This window comes from Mesorhizobium sp. Primo-A, from assembly GCF_003997175.1.
GTDB classification, from domain to species: Bacteria; Pseudomonadota; Alphaproteobacteria; order Rhizobiales; family Rhizobiaceae; genus Mesorhizobium; species Mesorhizobium ciceri.
Genome location: NZ_RZTG01000003.1, coordinates 1 through 15,555, shown reverse-complemented (window position 1 = coordinate 15,555; position 15,555 = coordinate 1). Strand labels below are relative to the sequence as shown.

The window sequence follows — 15,555 nt, the reverse complement described above, 5'->3', positions numbered from 1 at the left end:
AACACCGTCTTGTCGTCAGTAACGACAAGCAGAACGAGATATATTGATGTTCATTCCACCTGTGCGGTTATCAGGCTGGACTTTTTTCCGCAATGTCAAAAAAGGCTTGCCGCAACGAAAGTGTTATTGAGCCGGGGTGCCCATTGGCGACCGTGTCGCCATCGATGGTCACCACCGGCATGGCGATCGTCGTTGCGGAACTGATGAACGCCTCGCGTGCCGTCTTGGCCTCGGCGACGGAAAAGCCGCGCTCCTCGATCTTCAGGCCAAGCTTGGCCGCCACTTCGAACATGGTCGTGCGGGTGATGCCGCGCAGGATGCCATGCTCGGCCGGCCTGGTGACCAGAACGCCGTCCCTGGTGACGATCCAGGCGTTGGACGAGCCGCCTTCCTTGACGTTACCTTCGGTGTCGACGAACCAGGCTTCCTGCGCACCGGCTTCCTTTGCCTTCTGCTTGGCCAAGACATTGGGCAGCAGCCCGACAGTCTTGATGTCGACCCTGTCCCAGCGGTTCTCCGGCACGGTGATGACGGCGATGCCTGTCTCGGCTCGCTTTGCACCAGCGGCAGGATCGGCCTTCCTGGCGGTTACCACCAGCGAAGGCTTGGTGTCGGCGGAAGGGAAGACGAAGTCGCGGCTGGCCACGCCGCGCGTCACCTGCACGTAGACCAGGCCATTGGCGACGTGGTTGCGATTGACCACCTCACGCAGAATGAGCGGCAGCACGTGAGAGGTGACCGGCCAGGCGATCGACAATTCGGTCAGCGAACGGTTCAGCCGGGCCAGGTGGCGCGGCATGTCGACGATGAAGCCACGCGCCACTTCGCAGACCTCATAGACACCGTCGGCAAACTGATAGCCGCGATCCTCGATATGCACGGCAGCGTCGGCGTGCGTGACATAGCGCCCGTTGACATAGGCAATGCGCGGCATTGGCGACCCCTCAGAAATTCTCGGGCTTTCTTATGCGATTCCACCGCGGGCGTAACCGGCAAATGGTTGGACCACGCGCGGCTGGTCGGACGTCGCGCTTAGACGCCCAGGGACTTCAGCTTGCGATGCAGAGCGGAGCGCTCCATGCCGATGAACTCGGCGGTTTTCGAGATGTTGCCGCCGAACCGGTTGATCTGGGCGATCAGGTAATCCTTCTCGAACTGCTCACGCGCTTCGCGGAGCGGCAGCGCCATGATGTGTTGGTCGGATTGATTCGGGGTGCGCGGCATGACATCGCCGATCTCGGCCGGCAACAGATCAGCGGTGATCGGCGCATCGACGTCGTCGCCGCGCGCCAGGATCATCAGGCGCTCGACATTATTGCGCAGCTGGCGAACGTTGCCCGGCCAGTTGTGCGCCTGCAGCACGGCCAGCGCGTCGTCGCCGATGCGGCGCGGCTTGATGCCGGCCTGGCGGGCGATCTGCTTCATGAAATTGTCGACGAGGTAGGGAATATCCTCGCGCCGCTCGGCCAATCCCGGCACGATGACCGGAACCACCGCGAGGCGATGGTAAAGATCCTCGCGGAAACGCCCGTCGGCGATCATCGCTTCGAGGTTCTGCGACGTGGAAGAGATGATGCGGACATCGACCTTGACCCGCTTGGTTCCCCCTACCCGCTCGAACTGCTGCTCGACCAGCACGCGCAGGATCTTGTTCTGCGTCTCGCGCGGCATGTCGGCCACCTCGTCGATGTAGAGGATGCCGCGATGGGCCTCCTCGAGCGCGCCGACCTTGCGCTCGACGCCATTCGATTCGGTGCCGAACAGTTCGATCTCCATACGCTCGGGCGTGATGTTGGCGGCGCTCAGCGTCACGAAAGGCGCGCCCTTGCGCGCCGACAGCGTGTGGATGGCGCGCGCGGCCAGTTCCTTGCCCGAGCCAGACGGGCCGATGATCATCACGCGGCTGTTGGTCGGCGCGACGCGTTCGATGGTCTGACGCAACTGGCTCATCGCCGACGACATGCCGATCAGATCGAAGGTTTCACCGCTGCGCAGCTTGAGGTCGGAAACCTCGCGCCGCAATTTCGAGGTCTCGAGCGCACGTTCGGCAATAAGGATCAGCCTGTCGGCCTTGAACGGTTTTTCGATGAAGTCATAGGCGCCGCGACGGATGGCGGAGACCGCCGTTTCGATGTTGCCGTGGCCGGAAATCATCACCACCGGCAAGGTCGGATGCATCGTCTTGATCTCGTCGAGCAGCGCCAGCCCGTCGAGACGCGAGCCCTGCAGCCAGATGTCGAGGAAAATCAGCCGCGGCGCGCGATCAGCTATAGCAGCGAGCGCGCTGTCGGCATCGAATGCCGTGCGGGTTTCGTGACCTTCGTCGCTCAGTATGCCCGCGACGAGTTCACGGATGTCTTCCTCGTCATCGACGATGAGAATATCAGACGCCATTACCGACCTTTTCAGTTTCTCTTTCGTTTTCCGCCCTGCTTTCGCCGCGCGGAGCCGTTGCGGCCGCAGGCGGCAGGATGATGCTGATCATCGCGCCGCGCCCATCGTGGAAGTCCGCAGGAGCATCGTGTAGTTCCAGCCTGCCACCATGGTCCTCCACGATCTTCTTGACGATAGCGAGGCCAAGTCCGGTGCCCTTCTCGCGTGTGGTCATGTAGGGCTCGAGCAGCCGTTGGCGATTCTCGCGCGGCAGGCCTTTGCCATTGTCGATGACGTCGATTCGAATCACACCATTCTGGCGCCCGGCCTGAATCCGGATTATGCCGTGCGAACCATCCTTCTGTTCCAATCCGTCGATTGCCTCGGCGGCGTTCTTGATCACATTGCCGAAAGCCTGCGCCATCAGCCGGCTGTCGAACGTGCCCTTCAGCGGCTCGCTGCCGAAGGTCCGCTCGAAGGTGATGTCGGCGCGGCTGACCTCGACCAGGAACGAGGCCTCGCGCAGCGATTCGCGCAGATCTATGGCCTTCATCTCGGGCTTCGGCATGCGCGCGAACGCCGAGAATTCGTCGACCATACGGCCGATATCCTCGACCTGACGAATGATGGTGTCGGTGCACTGGTCGAAAACCTCGCGGTCCTCGGTAATCACCTTGCCATAGCGGCGCTTGATGCGTTCGGCCGAGAGCTGGATCGGCGTCAGCGGGTTCTTGATCTCGTGGGCGATACGCCGCGCCACATCCGCCCAAGCCGACGAGCGCTGCGCCTGGACCAGGTCGGTGATGTCGTCAACCGTCACGACATAGGACTTTTCCTCCGAGCCGTCATCGCCGGCCTCGATGGTGATCTGAACGTTGAAGGTCCGCTCGGCGCCGGCGCGGTAGAAGGTCACCTGCTCGCGATAGACGGGTTTGCCGGACTTGCGGCCGATTTCGAAGACGCGGCCGACATGCGGCAGCACGGCGGAAAGGTTCTGCCCAAGGGCTGCGCTGGCGGATATGGCCAGCATCGCTTCGGCCGAGCGGTTGACGATGGTGACGATGCCGTAGGGATCGACGCCGATGACGCCGGCGGTAACGCCGGCAAGCACGGCTTCGGAGAAGCGTCGCCTCTCGTCGATCAGGTCCTTGGCCGACAGGATCTCGTTGCGCTGCGATTTCAGTTCGAGAAGCATTTTGTTGAACGTATCGCCGAGCGAGGCGACATCGCCGTCCGAGGGCCTGACCGGAACCGCGACGTCGAGATTGCCGGTCGCCACTTCGTCGGCGGCGCCGATGAGCTGGCGAATGGGCCGCACCAGACGGTCGGCGACCGCAATGCCGGTCCAGATCGCGGACAGGATGATGATGAGGGTGAGCGAAAGATAGGGCAGCGCGAAGGCCACCTGCGAGGTGCGGCGGTTGTCTTCCAGCCCCCGATATTCGTCGGTGTTGGACCTGACGATCTGCCGCGCCTTGATGACCTCCGGATCGACGAGGCGAATGGTATAGAGATAGAGCCCTTCGATCTCGCGCAGCTTGACGATGGCGCCCATGATGTTGCGCGTTTTCGGCTCGATCAGCACCGGCTTGCCGTCGGCAGCGCTGGCCACGGCGCCTTCCGGCGGCTCAGGCATGGCAAAATCCGTGTCGGTCTTGGCGCTCATGACGAAAGAGCCGTCAGGTTTGATCAGCGCCGCATGAGCCAGCGAACGGCCCACGGCTTCCTTGTTCATCAGGTCGAGAAAGCCGGTACGATCAAGGCCGTAGAGTGTGCGTGACGCATCGAGATCATAGGCCATGGACAGTGTCGTACCCTGCAGGTTGCGGGCATTTTCCTGAACATAGGCGTCGGCGATCGACAGCGACGAATTGACGATCGTCTTGGTGCGGATCTCGAACCAGCGGTCGAGGCCGATGTCGAGCGTGATCGACGCGATGATGGCCACCATGATGGCCGGAATGGCGGCAACCAGGGCGAACATGGCGACAATGCGCACATGCAGCCGCGAAGCGGCCTTGCCATGCCGGCGCGCCATCAGGATGCGGTGCACCTCACGCCCGACCAGCGCGATAAGAATCAGGACGAAAGCCGCGTTGAGGGCAATCAACGCCAGCGTCGTCGACTCGTTCGGTGTGATCGGCGTGGCGCCAACGAGGATGGTGAACGAGATCGCCGCCGTCATCAGCGCGCCGACGACCGCGATCACGCCTGGCAGCGCAAGCAGCCGGCGCCCGTCACGAGCGCCGGGTTCGCTGAAAAGCGGTTGGTTTGTTGTCGGTGCCTGCGGGGCCATGTCGCCGTCTAGTGCCATGATTGCGTCGGATGTATGCAACGCATTGTGGCGATTATGCAACAAGTGTGACCGAGACGGAAATCTTTCGCGAGCCGATCCCCTGAAAAGAGCGCGGGTTCAGATCAAAGGCTCAGCCCTGGCGCGACGATTTGTAGACGTTGACGCCAAGTTCGCGGATCTTCTTGCGCAGCGTGTTGCGGTTCAAGCCAAGCAGTTCCGCGGCCTTGATCTGGTTGCCGCGGGTTGCCGTCATCGAGGCCAGGACGAGTGGAAACTCGACCTCGGACAGGATGCGTTGATAAAGCCCGGCAGGTGGCAAATCGCCGGCAAACGAGGCGAAATAGCGTTGCAGGAAGTGCTCGACCGCCTGGCCGATCGACAAATCGTCGGGAATGAGATTGCCGCCACCCGGCACCACGGGACGTTCGCCGGTCTTGAGCTCGGCCTCGATGATCTCGGCGGAAATCTCGTCCTGCGAATAGAGCGCGGCGAGCCTGCGAACCAGGTTTTCCAGTTCGCGCACATTGCCCGGCCACGGATAGCGCTTCATCAACTCGATGCCGCCGGAAGAAATGCGCTTGGTCTGCAGGCCTTCCATTTCGCCGAGCTTGAAGAAGTGGCGGACAAGGTCGGGCACATCCTCGGAGCGCTCACGCAGCGCGGGCAGCCGGAGCGGCACCACGTTGAGGCGATAGAACAGATCCTCGCGAAAAAGCCCCTGGTTGATCAGGGTGCGCAGATCCTTGTTGGTGGCGGCGACGATGCGCACGTCGGTCTTGATCGGCGTGCGTCCGCCAACCGTCGTGTATTCGCCCTGCTGGAGCACGCGCAGCAGGCGGGTCTGCGCCTCCATCGGCATGTCGCCGATTTCATCGAGGAACAGCGTGCCGCCTTCAGCCTGCTCGAAGCGTCCGGTCGAGCGATTCTGCGCGCCGGTGAAGGCGCCCTTCTCGTGACCGAACAGTTCCGATTCGATCAGGTCGCGCGGGATCGCCGCCATGTTGATGGCGACGAACGGGCCGCCACGGCGGCGGCCATATTCATGCAGCGCGCGCGCCACCAGTTCCTTGCCGGTGCCGGATTCGCCCGAGATCATCACCGTCAGGTCGGTCTGCATCATGCGCGCCAGCATGCGGTAGATGTCCTGCATGGCGGCCGAACGGCCGACCAGCGGCATTGCATCGGGCTGCTCTTCCGGCCGCGCATCGATCTTCGGCCGTCGCGGCTCGGAAAGCGCCCGGTTGACGATGTTGAGCAGTTCGGTCAGGTCGAACGGCTTGGGCAGATACTCATAGGCGCCGGTTTCAGACGCGCGGATCGCCGTCATGAAGGTGTTCTGGGCGCTCATGACGATGACCGGCAGTTCCGGCCTCGCCTTCTTGATGCGCGGCAGCATGTCGAAGGCGTTCTCGTCCGGCATCACCACATCGGTGATGACCAGATCGCCCTCGCCCGCCGCCACCCAGCGCCACAAAGTCGAAGCATTGGAGGTGACGCGCACCTCGTGGCCGACGCGCGAAAGCGCCTGGTTGAGGACAGTGCGGATCGCCGCATCGTCGTCGGCGACGAGAATATTGCCGCGAACGGTCATTTGCGGTCTCCTTCACCGTCTTCATCGGCGCCGTATGGCGCTTCTTTCCAGGCCGGCATCAGGATGCGGAATGTGGTCCCGCGCGGCGTCGATTCGCATTCGATGATGCCGCCATGTTCGCCGACGATTTTGGCGACCAGCGCCAGCCCCAGCCCCGAGCCGTTCGGCTTGGTGGTGATGAACGGGTCGAACAGGATCGGCAAGATGTCTTCCGAGACGCCGGAGCCATTGTCGCGCACACAGAACTCCAGCGGCAGCGACACGCGGTCCTGCGTGCCCGGCACTGAAACACGGATGCCTGGCCGGAAGGCGGTCGACAGCACGATCTCGCCCTGCGGGTCACTGCCGATCGCCTCGGCGGCGTTCTTGACCAGGTTGAGGAACACCTGGATCAACTGGTCGCGGTTGGCAAACACCGGAGGCAACGAAGGATCATAGTCCTCCAATATCTTGATTCTCTTGGCAAAACCGTTCTTGGCAATGGCCTTCACATGGTCGAGCACGACATGGATGTTGACGGGGTAGCGGTCGATCGGCCGCTCGTCGGAAAACACCTCCATGCGATCGACCAGCGACACGATGCGGTCGGTCTCGTCGGTGATCAGCCGCGTCAGCGCACGGTCTTCGTCGGAAGCCGACAGTTCCAGCAACTGGGCAGCGCCGCGGATGCCGGAGAGCGGGTTCTTGATCTCATGGGCAAGCATCGCGGCCAGGCCGGTGACCGAGCGCGCTGCGCCCCGATGCGTCATCTGCCGGTCGATCTTGTCGGCCATCGACCGTTCCTGGAACATAACCACCACCGAGCCCGGAAATTCCGGTACCGGCGCGACATAGAGATCGACGACCTTCTCGATGCCGAGACGCGGCGACGACACGTCGACGCGATACTCGTTGACCGGTGCCAGGCGCTCGCGCACCTGGTCGACCAGCGTCAGCAGCGGGCTGCCGAAGGGAATGAGTTTTGACAGCGTGTTGCGGGCGAGCATGGTCGCGCTTGAACGAAAGAAGTCCTCCGCGTCGGCGTTGGCAAAGGTGATGAAGCCTTCCTCGCTGATCATGATCACCGGGCGGCGGATGGTGTTGAGTACGATCTGGGCGGCATCCGCCATTTCAGCGCCTTGGCCGGCGGCGGCGTTCATGCGGCACTCCGCAGGGTCAAAGGTTGCGGATCGCGCGAAAACACATCGCGCAGCAAGGCAATGACGCGCGCGGGCTCGAATGCGGTCAGTATGGCCTTTCGGCTGTCGTCGGCTACGCCGCCGGCATGCCGATCAAGATACCAGCCAAGATGCTTGCGCGCCTGGCGCAGGCCGCTTTCGGCGCCGTAGAGCGCCAGCATATCCTCATAGTGGGCCACGATGTAGTCGGCGAGCGCCGTCGGGTTCTGTGGAATATTTGGCGTCGCTTCGCCTGTCGCTGCGGCCGCAACGCCACCTGCGATCCAAGGCGCGCCATAATGGGCACGGCCAATCATCACGGCGTCGGCACCCGATTGATCGAGAATGTCGGCCGCTTCCGCCGGCGAAGAGACGTCACCATTGGCGACGACCGGGATGGACACGGCTTCCTTGACGCGGGCGATGGCGCGCCAGTCGGCCTTGCCCTGATAGAACTGGCAGCGCGTTCGGCCGTGCACGGTCACCATGCTGACACCGGCCTGCTCGGCGCGGCGCGCCAGCATCGGCGCGTTGAGCGCGCCTTCGTCCCAGCCAAGCCGCATCTTGACCGTCACTGGCACCTCGACCGCGCCGACAACGGCGTCGATCAGCGACAGTGCGTGGTCGAGATCCAGCATCAATGCCGAGCCGGCATAACCGCCGGTGACCTTCTTGGCCGGGCATCCCATGTTGATGTCGATAATGTCGGCGCCCTCGCCGGCGGCGATTCTGGCACCTTCGGCCATGTGCATCGCCTCGCGGCCTGCAAGCTGAACCATATGGACGGGCAGGCCGGAGTGGCGTATGCGCAGGTTGAAACCGGCCCTGCCCTTGGCGAGCTCGCCGCTGGCAACCATTTCGGACACGACCAAGCCCGCACCATGCGCGTGGGCACGCTGCCGGAACGGCTCGTCCGTAATGCCCGACATCGGCGCGAGGAACACGCGATTGCGGAGTTTCACGCCGCCGACGTTAAGCGGCGCGGCCAATTTGGTCAAATTAACCATGCACAAAAACCAAGCATCTTCATTCGTTGCACATTCTCTAGCCATATCGGCCGCAATGTGCAACGCGGAATGACGCCACATTAAGGCGCAATCGGAAAAATGCTGGCCTTCGGGACTGGGTGCGGCCAAAGCGCCGCGCGCCCCGTGGGACGCGCAAAGGACGCTTTGGGATTCATATTTGACGCACGATCTTTGCCGAAAACCGATTACACTTTTCGGGATCGTGCGCTAAGCCAATCTGCAATGACTGACGCAAGTGAAAATCACGTTTCGAGTGCGGATGGCAAGGTCGCGGTGGTAATCGTCGCGGCCGGCCGTGGTGCGCGCGCCGGACAGGCCAACGGACCGAAGCAATATCAACACATTGGCGGCTTTGCCGTTATCGCACACACGCTTGACATTTTTCTGGCCCACCCGCGGACCAGCGAGATCGTCGTCGCCATTCATGCCGACGACCATGAACTGTTCCGGCAGGCGGCGGGCACCAACGCCGAGCGCGTTAGCGCCGTTATCGGCGGGGCGACCAGGCAGGAATCCGTCCGGCTCGGCCTGCTTGCCCTTAGAGACCACGCGCCGGGGCAGGTTCTGATCCACGATGCCGTGCGTCCGTTTGTCGATGCGGACCTGATAGATCGCACCATCGCCGCCATCGGCGAGCGCGAGGGCGCATTGCCCGCTTTGCCCGTCGCCGACACGCTGAAGCGCGAGTCGGCCTCCGGCGTGGTTGGCGAAACCGTTTCGCGCAGCGGTCTTCACGCGGCGCAAACGCCGCAGGGCTTTCCGTTCTGGCCCATCCTTGCCGCGCACGAGAAAGCCCATCATCTGGGAAAAATGGATTTTACCGACGATGCCGCGATCGCCGAATGGGCGCATATTCCGGTCAAGATCGTTCCGGGCTCGCCGGACAATGTCAAACTCACCTGGGCACGGGATATTGCCATGGCGGACCAGCGGCTTTCCGGCGAACGTGTGCGCTTTCCCGACATCCGGACCGGCAATGGCTACGACGTCCATGCTTTCGAGCCCGGCGACCATGTTACACTGTGTGGAGTCGCCATTGCACACGACAAGAAACTGTCCGGCCATTCCGACGCCGATGTCGGTCTGCATGCTCTGACCGATGCGTTGCTGGCGACCTGCGGCGCCGGCGACATCGGTACGCATTTTCCGCCGTCCGACCCGCAGTGGAAAGGCGCTGCATCGCGGATCTTCGTCGAGCATGCGGCAGGGCTGGTGCGCGAGCGCGGCGGCCGCATCGCCAATGCCGATATCACGTTGATCTGCGAAGCGCCGCGCGTCGGCCCGCACCGCGAGGCGATGACGGCAGCCCTGTCGCAGATGCTGGCAATTTCCGCGGATCGCATCTCGATCAAGGCGACAACCAACGAGAAGCTCGGCTTCGTCGGGCGCGAGGAAGGCATTGCGGCGATCGCCACTGCCAGCGTGGTGTTTCCCGGCGAGGTGCCGGAATGACCAACAGCGACCTGGCAAATGCCTTGCTGCAAGCCTGCCAGAAACGCGGCATCATGCTGGCAACGGCGGAAAGCTGCACCGGCGGCATGATCATCGCGGCACTCACCGACATCGCGGGCTCGTCCGCCGTGGTCGATCGCGGCTTCATCGCCTATTCCAACGAAGCCAAGATGGACATGCTCGGCGTTTCCGCCGCCACGCTCGATGCGCATGGGGCGGTTTCGCGCGAGACTGCGATCGAAATGGCGACAGGCGCGCTTACCCGTTCGCGCGCCGGGCTGACCCTGGCGGTTACCGGGATCGCCGGGCCTGGCGGCGGTTCGGCGGAAAAACCGGTCGGCCTGGTCTGGTTCGGGGTTGCGCTGGACGGCCGACCGATTGTCGCCGAGCACCAACTCTTTGCAGACAAAGGCCGCGATTTCATCCGTCGCGAAACGGTCCGGCAAGCGCTGGAACTGGGCCTGCAAGCACTCGGATAGGATTATAAAACGTTGGGCGGGCGGACCCGAAAGCCGGATTTGCGGCTACGTTTTCGATTCCGGGCTGCTTTGCCCCAAGTGTGGCTCCGTCCCAGCCAGCAGCCGCTGAATATTGGCACGATGGCGCATAACCACGTAGATGCTGCCCGCAATCACCAGCAACCGATAGGCCAACGGTTGCTCCAGGCCACAGATGAGGGCGATCGCGGTCAACGCCGCTACCATCGAACTCAGGGAAACTATCCGAGACGTAGCCAGCACAGCACCAAAAGCCGCCGCAGCCCCCACACCTACCGGCCAAGACAGAGCCAGCAACACGCCAAGCCCCGTCGCAGCGGATTTGCCACCTGTGAAATTCAACCAGATCGAACGGCCATGTCCCAACAACACGGCAATTCCGGCCAGGCAAACAGCCCAAGGCACCCAGGCTTGCAGGTCAAGCGGGGTCGATAGCGTAACCAACGGCAACGTGATGAACCCAGCGGGCAAAGACGATCGCCCCAGCACCTTTCAGCACATCCACCAGCAACACCACCAACGCCGGCCATTTTCCCAAGACCCGCAAGACGTTCGTTGCCCCGGTGGATTTGGAGCCATGCTCCCGGATATCGATGCCCTTGAGCAGCTTCCCCGCCAGATAACCCGTGGGCATTGAACCGAAGAGATAGGCGATCGCCAGTCCAACGGTGCTTGCTATCCAGAAAAGCATGCGCAAGCCTCAAGACGGTTTTGTACCGTAGATGACGTCGGCGCGCTTCTCAAAGGCTTCGGCGAACATGCGGAAGGCACGATCGAACATGGTTCCCATGACCGCGCCCAGAATACGGCTCTTGAACTCGTAGTCGATGAAGAAGCGGACGGCGCAACCGGCGCCGTCGGGTTCGAAACGCCAGACATTGCTCAAATATTTGAACGGCCCGTCGATGTACTTCACGTCGATGGTGTTCTCGTCGGGCTTCAGCAGTACCTGCGTCGTGAAGGTTTCGCGGATCGCCTTGTAGCCGATGCTCATGTCGGCAAGGAGAACGGTACGCCCGTCACGCTCCTTGCGCGAGCGAACCGTCAGCGCTTCGCAAAGCGGCAGGAATTGCGGATAGGATTCAACATCGGCGACCAAAGCGAACATCTGCTCGGGTGTATGGGATACGCGTCGGGTAGCTTCGAATTTTGGCATGAAACCGGCTGATTAAGCTGATTTCTTGAGAATCGCTTCCCGTGCCGCACGCAGCTTGGCGAAATCGTCGCCGGCGTGATGCGATGAACGCGTCAGCGGGCTGGACGCCACCAGCAGGAAACCCTTGGTCCGGCCGATCGTCTCAAAGGATTTGAACTCCTCCGGCGTAACAAAGCGGATCACCGGGTGGTGCTTCTTCGACGGCTGCAGATACTGGCCTATGGTCATGAAGTCGACATTGGCCGAACGCAGATCGTCCATCAACTGCAGGATTTCATTCCGTTCTTCGCCCAGCCCCACCATGATGCCGGACTTGGTGAAGATCGACGGATCAAGCTCCTTGACCCGCTGCAACAGCCGGATCGAATGGAAATAGCGGGCGCCCGGACGAACCGTCAGATAGTTCGACGGAACGGTTTCGAGATTGTGGTTGAAGACGTCGGGTTTGGCCGCCACGACGATCTCCAGCGCGCCGTCCTTGCGCAGGAAGTCGGGCGTCAGGATTTCGATCGTCGTCAGCGGCGTCGCCGCCCGGATGGCGCGGATGACCTCGGCGAAATGCTGCGCACCGCCATCGGCGAGATCGTCGCGGTCGACCGAGGTGATGACGACATGGGTAAGGCCCATCTGCTTGACCGCATGCGCGACGCGGGCCGGTTCATCCGGGTCAAGAGCGGTTGGAATGCCCGTGGCGACGTTGCAGAAAGCGCAGGCGCGGGTGCAGATCTCGCCCATGATCATGAAGGTGGCGTGCTTCTTTTCCCAGCACTCGCCGATGTTGGGGCAGCCGGCCTCTTCGCAGACCGTCACCAGCTTGTGCGACTTCACGATTTCGCGCGTTTCGGCATAGCCCTTCGACATCGGCGCCTTGACGCGTATCCAGTCGGGCTTGCGCAGGACATCCTGATCAGGCTTGTGCGCCTTTTCGGGATGCCGCAGGCGCGGTGCGTTGGCGATCGTATCGAGGACAGTGACCATCGGGAAACCTGGTTCATTGGCGAGCGCCAGTCAGGCGTTCGTTGTGATAACGTCATCTAGGACTTTTCGGCGCAAAGAAAAAGGCCGCTGCGGCGCATGCCGCAACAGCCTTTTTCGCATGGCAGCTCTTCAGTGATGTCAGCGGCGCACCAGGCGTCCTGCCCAGATCAGTAGGCAGGCGCCGATAAAGCCGGTGATCAGATAGGCAATCCAGCCGACGCCGAACGGGCCAAAATTGAGAGCCTGCAGAATGGCGTTCAGCACGATCGCGCCGACGATGCCCATAACGATGTTCATGAAGATGCCGGTGTTGCTCTTCATGAACATTTCGGCGAACCAGCCTGCCAGGCCGCCGATGATGATGGCTGCTATCCAGCCGACGCCATTCAGGTGCATATGCCTTCTCCTTGTGTGATGGATGAAAGTGCATCCGCAAACGATGTACCTTGCCGCCGGGTTCCATCTGTAGCAGCGCTTTCAATCTATCACGCGTTGAGCGCGCGGCCATAGGCGTCGAGCACGCTTTCCTTCATCATCTCCGACAGCGTCGGGTGCGGGAAGATGGTGTGCATCAGCTCTTCCTCGGTCGTCTCCAGGTTCATCGCCACGACGAAGCCCTGGATCAGTTCGGTCACTTCGGCGCCGACCATGTGGGCGCCGAGCAATTGACCGGTCTTCTTGTCGAAGATGGTCTTGATGAAGCCCTGATCCTCACCGAGCGCGATCGCCTTGCCATTGGCGGCGAACTGGAAGCGCCCGACCCGGATATCCCAGCCCTCTGCCTTGGCCTTGGCTTCGGTCAGGCCAACCGAGGCGACCTGCGGATTGCAGTAGGTGCAGCCCGGAATCTTCAGCTTGTCGGTGGCATGTACGCCAGGAAAATCAGCGATCTTCTCGATGCACACGACACCCTCATGTTCGGCCTTGTGGGCGAGCATCGGCGGGCCGGCGACATCGCCGATGGCATAGATGCCCGGCACATTGGTCTTGCCGTAACCATCGATGACGACGCAGCCGCGATCCGTCTTCACGCCGAGCGCCTCAAGCCCGAGGCCCTCGATGTTGCCTTGCACGCCGACGGCCGAGATCATCCGGTCGGCGGTGATCTTCTCGACCTTGCCGTCCTTCATCTCGACATGCGCCGTGACCGAGTTCGTGCCCTTCTCGACCTTGGTCACCTTGGCTTCGAGGATAATCTTCATGCCTTGCTTCTCGAACTGCTTTTGCGCGAACTTCGAGACTTCGGCGTCCTCGACCGGCATCACCGCCGGCAGCAATTCGACCACCGTCACCTCGGCGCCCATTGTGCGGTAGAAGGAGGCGAATTCGATGCCGATGGCGCCCGACCCCATGACGAGCAACGACTTCGGCATCTCCTTCGGCACCATGGCCTCGAAATAGGTCCAGATCAGCTTTCCGTCCGGCTCGATGCCGGGCAGCGCGCGTGGCCGGGCGCCGGTCGCCAGGATGATGTGCTTGGCGGTATAGGTGCCCTCGCCCTTGACGCCTTTCGGCACCGGCGGCTGTGGCTCCATCGGCTTCTTGGCCGTCTTGGACACGACGATCTCGCCCGCCTTCGAAAGCTTGGCCTCGCCCCAGATGACGTCGACCTTGTTCTTCTTCATCAGGAAGGCAACGCCGCCATTGAGCCGCAGCGACACCTTGCGCGAGCGGTCAACGACGGCCGATGTGTCCACGCTGACCTTGCCGTCGAGCTTCAGCCCGTAATCCTTCAGGTGATCCGAATAGTGCATGATCTCGGCCGAGCGCAGCAGCGCCTTGGTCGGGATGCAGCCCCAGTTAAGGCAAATGCCGCCGAGATGCTCGCGCTCGACGATCGCCGTCTTGAAGCCGAGCTGCGCGGAACGCACCGCGGTGACATAGCCGCCGGGACCGGAGCCGATGATGATGACGTCATAGTTCTCAGCCACGGGTTTTCTCCTTCACAATTCCAGCATGACGCGCACGACTGGTGTCAGCGCCTCGCCGATGTTTCGCGTGTTTTCGGCGTCAAGATGAACACCGTCGAGAGGTGTGGTTTGCGCCACGCTGCCGGCGTCGAAGAAGCCGCAGCCGGCCTCATCGGCGAGCGCGGCATATTGCGGTGCCAAAAACTTCGAGGCGTCGTCGCCGCCGGCAAACATTTCCTTGAATTCGGCATTTTCGGTGCGACTGACGACAGGCGGCGAAACGATGAGGATCTGCGGCGCCGGCCAGTCGAACGGATAGTCGTGACCGCGCACGATGTCGATCAGCCGCTGGATACCCTGCTTGGCCGCGACGGGATTGCCGTGGATCCACGGCTTCATGTCGTTGGCGCCGAGCATGATGACAATCAGGTCGATCGGCGCATGCGTCGTCAGCACCGTTGGCAGCAGCCTGGCGCCGTTGCGATCAGCACCGGCCAGGTGGTCGTCGAAGGCGGTGGTGCGGCCATTGAGGCCTTCGGCGATAACTTCGACGCCACTGCCAAGGCCGGCCTGCAGCACGCTTGGCCAGCGGTCTTCCAGCGCATGGCGGCCACCTTCGGCATTGTAGCCCCAGGTCAGCGAGTCGCCGTAACAAAGAACCGTCTTCATGCACCCACCTGCGCGTCGATCAACCCACGCTTCACCCGCCATCCATGGGTTGTGACCGCCCGTTTCCGAGCAGCCAGTCCGGTGGCGAATCCGGAAATGATGAAAGCGAAGAGGCTGGTGAAGACTATCCGCACCGCCCTCTCGCTTCCCTAAACCAGCATGCCCATCGGGTTCTCGATCAGGCGCTTGAAGGCGACCAGCAGTTCGGCACCCAGCGCACCGTCGACGGCGCGGTGGTCGGTCGACAGCGTCACCGACATCACGGTGGCTATTCTGATCTCGCCATTCTTGACCACCGCCCGCTCCTCGCCGGCGCCGACCGCCAGGATGGTCGCGTGCGGCGGGTTGATGACCGCGGCAAAATCCTTGATGCCGAACATGCCGAGATTGGACACCGCCGTGGTGCCACCCTGATACTCTTCCGGCTTCAGCCTGCGGCTGCGGGCGC

Annotated in this window: 14 protein-coding genes and 1 pseudogene; 2 read left to right on the top strand and 13 right to left on the bottom strand. The window is 62.4% G+C overall.

The features are described from left to right. Positions 1-70: 70 nt before the first annotated feature. From EOC83_RS05420 to dusB, 6 genes are all read right to left on the bottom strand, one after another. The gene (locus tag EOC83_RS05420) at positions 71-934 is read right to left on the bottom strand and encodes a D-amino-acid transaminase (protein ID WP_027163475.1); all 864 of its coding nucleotides are present in this window, start codon (positions 932-934) and stop codon (positions 71-73) included. Between the two features lie 98 nt (positions 935-1,032). Further along, positions 1,033-2,394, bottom strand: coding sequence for a sigma-54 dependent transcriptional regulator (locus EOC83_RS05415; RefSeq protein ID WP_013531496.1), 1,362 nt, complete (start codon positions 2,392-2,394; stop codon positions 1,033-1,035). Then, positions 2,384-4,669, bottom strand: a complete 2,286-nt coding sequence (locus EOC83_RS05410; protein ID WP_063168045.1) for a PAS domain-containing sensor histidine kinase — start codon at positions 4,667-4,669, stop codon at positions 2,384-2,386. Before EOC83_RS05410 ends, EOC83_RS05415 begins: the two co-directional genes overlap by 11 nt. Before the next feature lie 130 nt (positions 4,670-4,799). Continuing rightward, on the bottom strand, positions 4,800-6,260 hold the full coding sequence (ntrC, locus tag EOC83_RS05405) for a nitrogen regulation protein NR(I) (protein ID WP_024505195.1): 1,461 nt from the start codon (positions 6,258-6,260) through the stop codon (positions 4,800-4,802). Further along, entirely contained in the window at positions 6,257-7,399 is a 1,143-nt protein-coding gene (locus tag EOC83_RS05400; protein WP_013531493.1) for a nitrogen regulation protein NR(II), read from the bottom strand. Before EOC83_RS05400 ends, ntrC begins: the two co-directional genes overlap by 4 nt. Next, positions 7,396-8,424, bottom strand: a complete 1,029-nt coding sequence (gene dusB / locus EOC83_RS05395; RefSeq protein ID WP_063168046.1) for a tRNA dihydrouridine synthase DusB — start codon at positions 8,422-8,424, stop codon at positions 7,396-7,398. Before dusB ends, EOC83_RS05400 begins: the two co-directional genes overlap by 4 nt. A 243-nt stretch (positions 8,425-8,667) precedes the next feature. On the opposite strand from dusB, the gene EOC83_RS05390 reads away from it, so the two are divergent. Further along, complete coding sequence (locus tag EOC83_RS05390) at positions 8,668-9,897, top strand: bifunctional 2-C-methyl-D-erythritol 4-phosphate cytidylyltransferase/2-C-methyl-D-erythritol 2,4-cyclodiphosphate synthase (RefSeq protein WP_013531491.1); 1,230 nt, start codon at positions 8,668-8,670, stop codon at positions 9,895-9,897. Further along, on the top strand, positions 9,894-10,376 hold the full coding sequence (locus tag EOC83_RS05385) for a CinA family protein (protein ID WP_063168047.1): 483 nt from the start codon (positions 9,894-9,896) through the stop codon (positions 10,374-10,376). The genes EOC83_RS05390 and EOC83_RS05385 overlap by 4 nt, the downstream gene beginning before the upstream one ends. A gap of 45 nt (positions 10,377-10,421) precedes the next feature. Here the strand turns inward: EOC83_RS05385 and plsY are convergent. The 7 genes and pseudogenes from plsY to EOC83_RS05350 all read right to left on the bottom strand — a co-directional run. Next, positions 10,422-11,085, bottom strand: a pseudogene (gene plsY, locus EOC83_RS05380) (glycerol-3-phosphate 1-O-acyltransferase PlsY). Positions 11,086-11,094: 9 nt separating this feature from the next. Beyond that, positions 11,095-11,550: a type II toxin-antitoxin system RatA family toxin gene (locus EOC83_RS05375; protein WP_013531488.1), complete on the bottom strand. Its 456-nt coding sequence runs from the start codon at positions 11,548-11,550 to the stop codon at positions 11,095-11,097. A gap of 12 nt (positions 11,551-11,562) precedes the next feature. After that, positions 11,563-12,528: a lipoyl synthase gene (gene lipA / locus EOC83_RS05370; protein ID WP_024505190.1), complete on the bottom strand. Its 966-nt coding sequence runs from the start codon at positions 12,526-12,528 to the stop codon at positions 11,563-11,565. 138 nt (positions 12,529-12,666) lie between these two features. Beyond that, positions 12,667-12,924, bottom strand: a complete 258-nt coding sequence (locus EOC83_RS05365; RefSeq protein WP_013531486.1) for a GlsB/YeaQ/YmgE family stress response membrane protein — start codon at positions 12,922-12,924, stop codon at positions 12,667-12,669. A gap of 89 nt (positions 12,925-13,013) precedes the next feature. Then, complete coding sequence (gene lpdA, locus EOC83_RS05360; protein ID WP_063168048.1) at positions 13,014-14,459, bottom strand: dihydrolipoyl dehydrogenase; 1,446 nt, start codon at positions 14,457-14,459, stop codon at positions 13,014-13,016. Positions 14,460-14,471: 12 nt separating this feature from the next. Then, positions 14,472-15,107, bottom strand: a complete 636-nt coding sequence (locus EOC83_RS05355; RefSeq protein WP_013531484.1) for an SGNH/GDSL hydrolase family protein — start codon at positions 15,105-15,107, stop codon at positions 14,472-14,474. A 149-nt stretch (positions 15,108-15,256) separates the two neighbouring features. Continuing rightward, on the bottom strand, positions 15,257-15,555 hold a 299-nt coding region (locus tag EOC83_RS05350; RefSeq protein WP_206516552.1), incomplete at its 5' end, for a 2-oxo acid dehydrogenase subunit E2.

Excerpts from the sequence above, each read along its gene's own strand:
- EOC83_RS05420 (WP_027163475.1), bottom strand. The coding sequence starts at position 934 with ATGCCGCGCATTGCCTATGTCAACGGGCGCTATGTCACGCACGCCGAC.
- EOC83_RS05415 (WP_013531496.1), bottom strand. The coding sequence starts at position 2,394 with ATGGCGTCTGATATTCTCATCGTCGATGACGAGGAAGACATCCGTGAA.
- EOC83_RS05410 (WP_063168045.1), bottom strand. The coding sequence starts at position 4,669 with ATGGCCCCGCAGGCACCGACAACAAACCAACCGCTTTTCAGCGAACCC.
- ntrC (WP_024505195.1), bottom strand. The coding sequence starts at position 6,260 with ATGACCGTTCGCGGCAATATTCTCGTCGCCGACGACGATGCGGCGATC.
- EOC83_RS05400 (WP_013531493.1), bottom strand. The coding sequence starts at position 7,399 with ATGAACGCCGCCGCCGGCCAAGGCGCTGAAATGGCGGATGCCGCCCAG.
- dusB (WP_063168046.1), bottom strand. The coding sequence starts at position 8,424 with ATGGTTAATTTGACCAAATTGGCCGCGCCGCTTAACGTCGGCGGCGTG.
- EOC83_RS05390 (WP_013531491.1), top strand. The coding sequence starts at position 8,668 with ATGACTGACGCAAGTGAAAATCACGTTTCGAGTGCGGATGGCAAGGTC.
- EOC83_RS05385 (WP_063168047.1), top strand. The coding sequence starts at position 9,894 with ATGACCAACAGCGACCTGGCAAATGCCTTGCTGCAAGCCTGCCAGAAA.
- EOC83_RS05375 (WP_013531488.1), bottom strand. The coding sequence starts at position 11,550 with ATGCCAAAATTCGAAGCTACCCGACGCGTATCCCATACACCCGAGCAG.
- lipA (WP_024505190.1), bottom strand. The coding sequence starts at position 12,528 with ATGGTCACTGTCCTCGATACGATCGCCAACGCACCGCGCCTGCGGCAT.
- EOC83_RS05365 (WP_013531486.1), bottom strand. The coding sequence starts at position 12,924 with ATGCACCTGAATGGCGTCGGCTGGATAGCAGCCATCATCATCGGCGGC.
- EOC83_RS05355 (WP_013531484.1), bottom strand. The coding sequence starts at position 15,107 with ATGAAGACGGTTCTTTGTTACGGCGACTCGCTGACCTGGGGCTACAAT.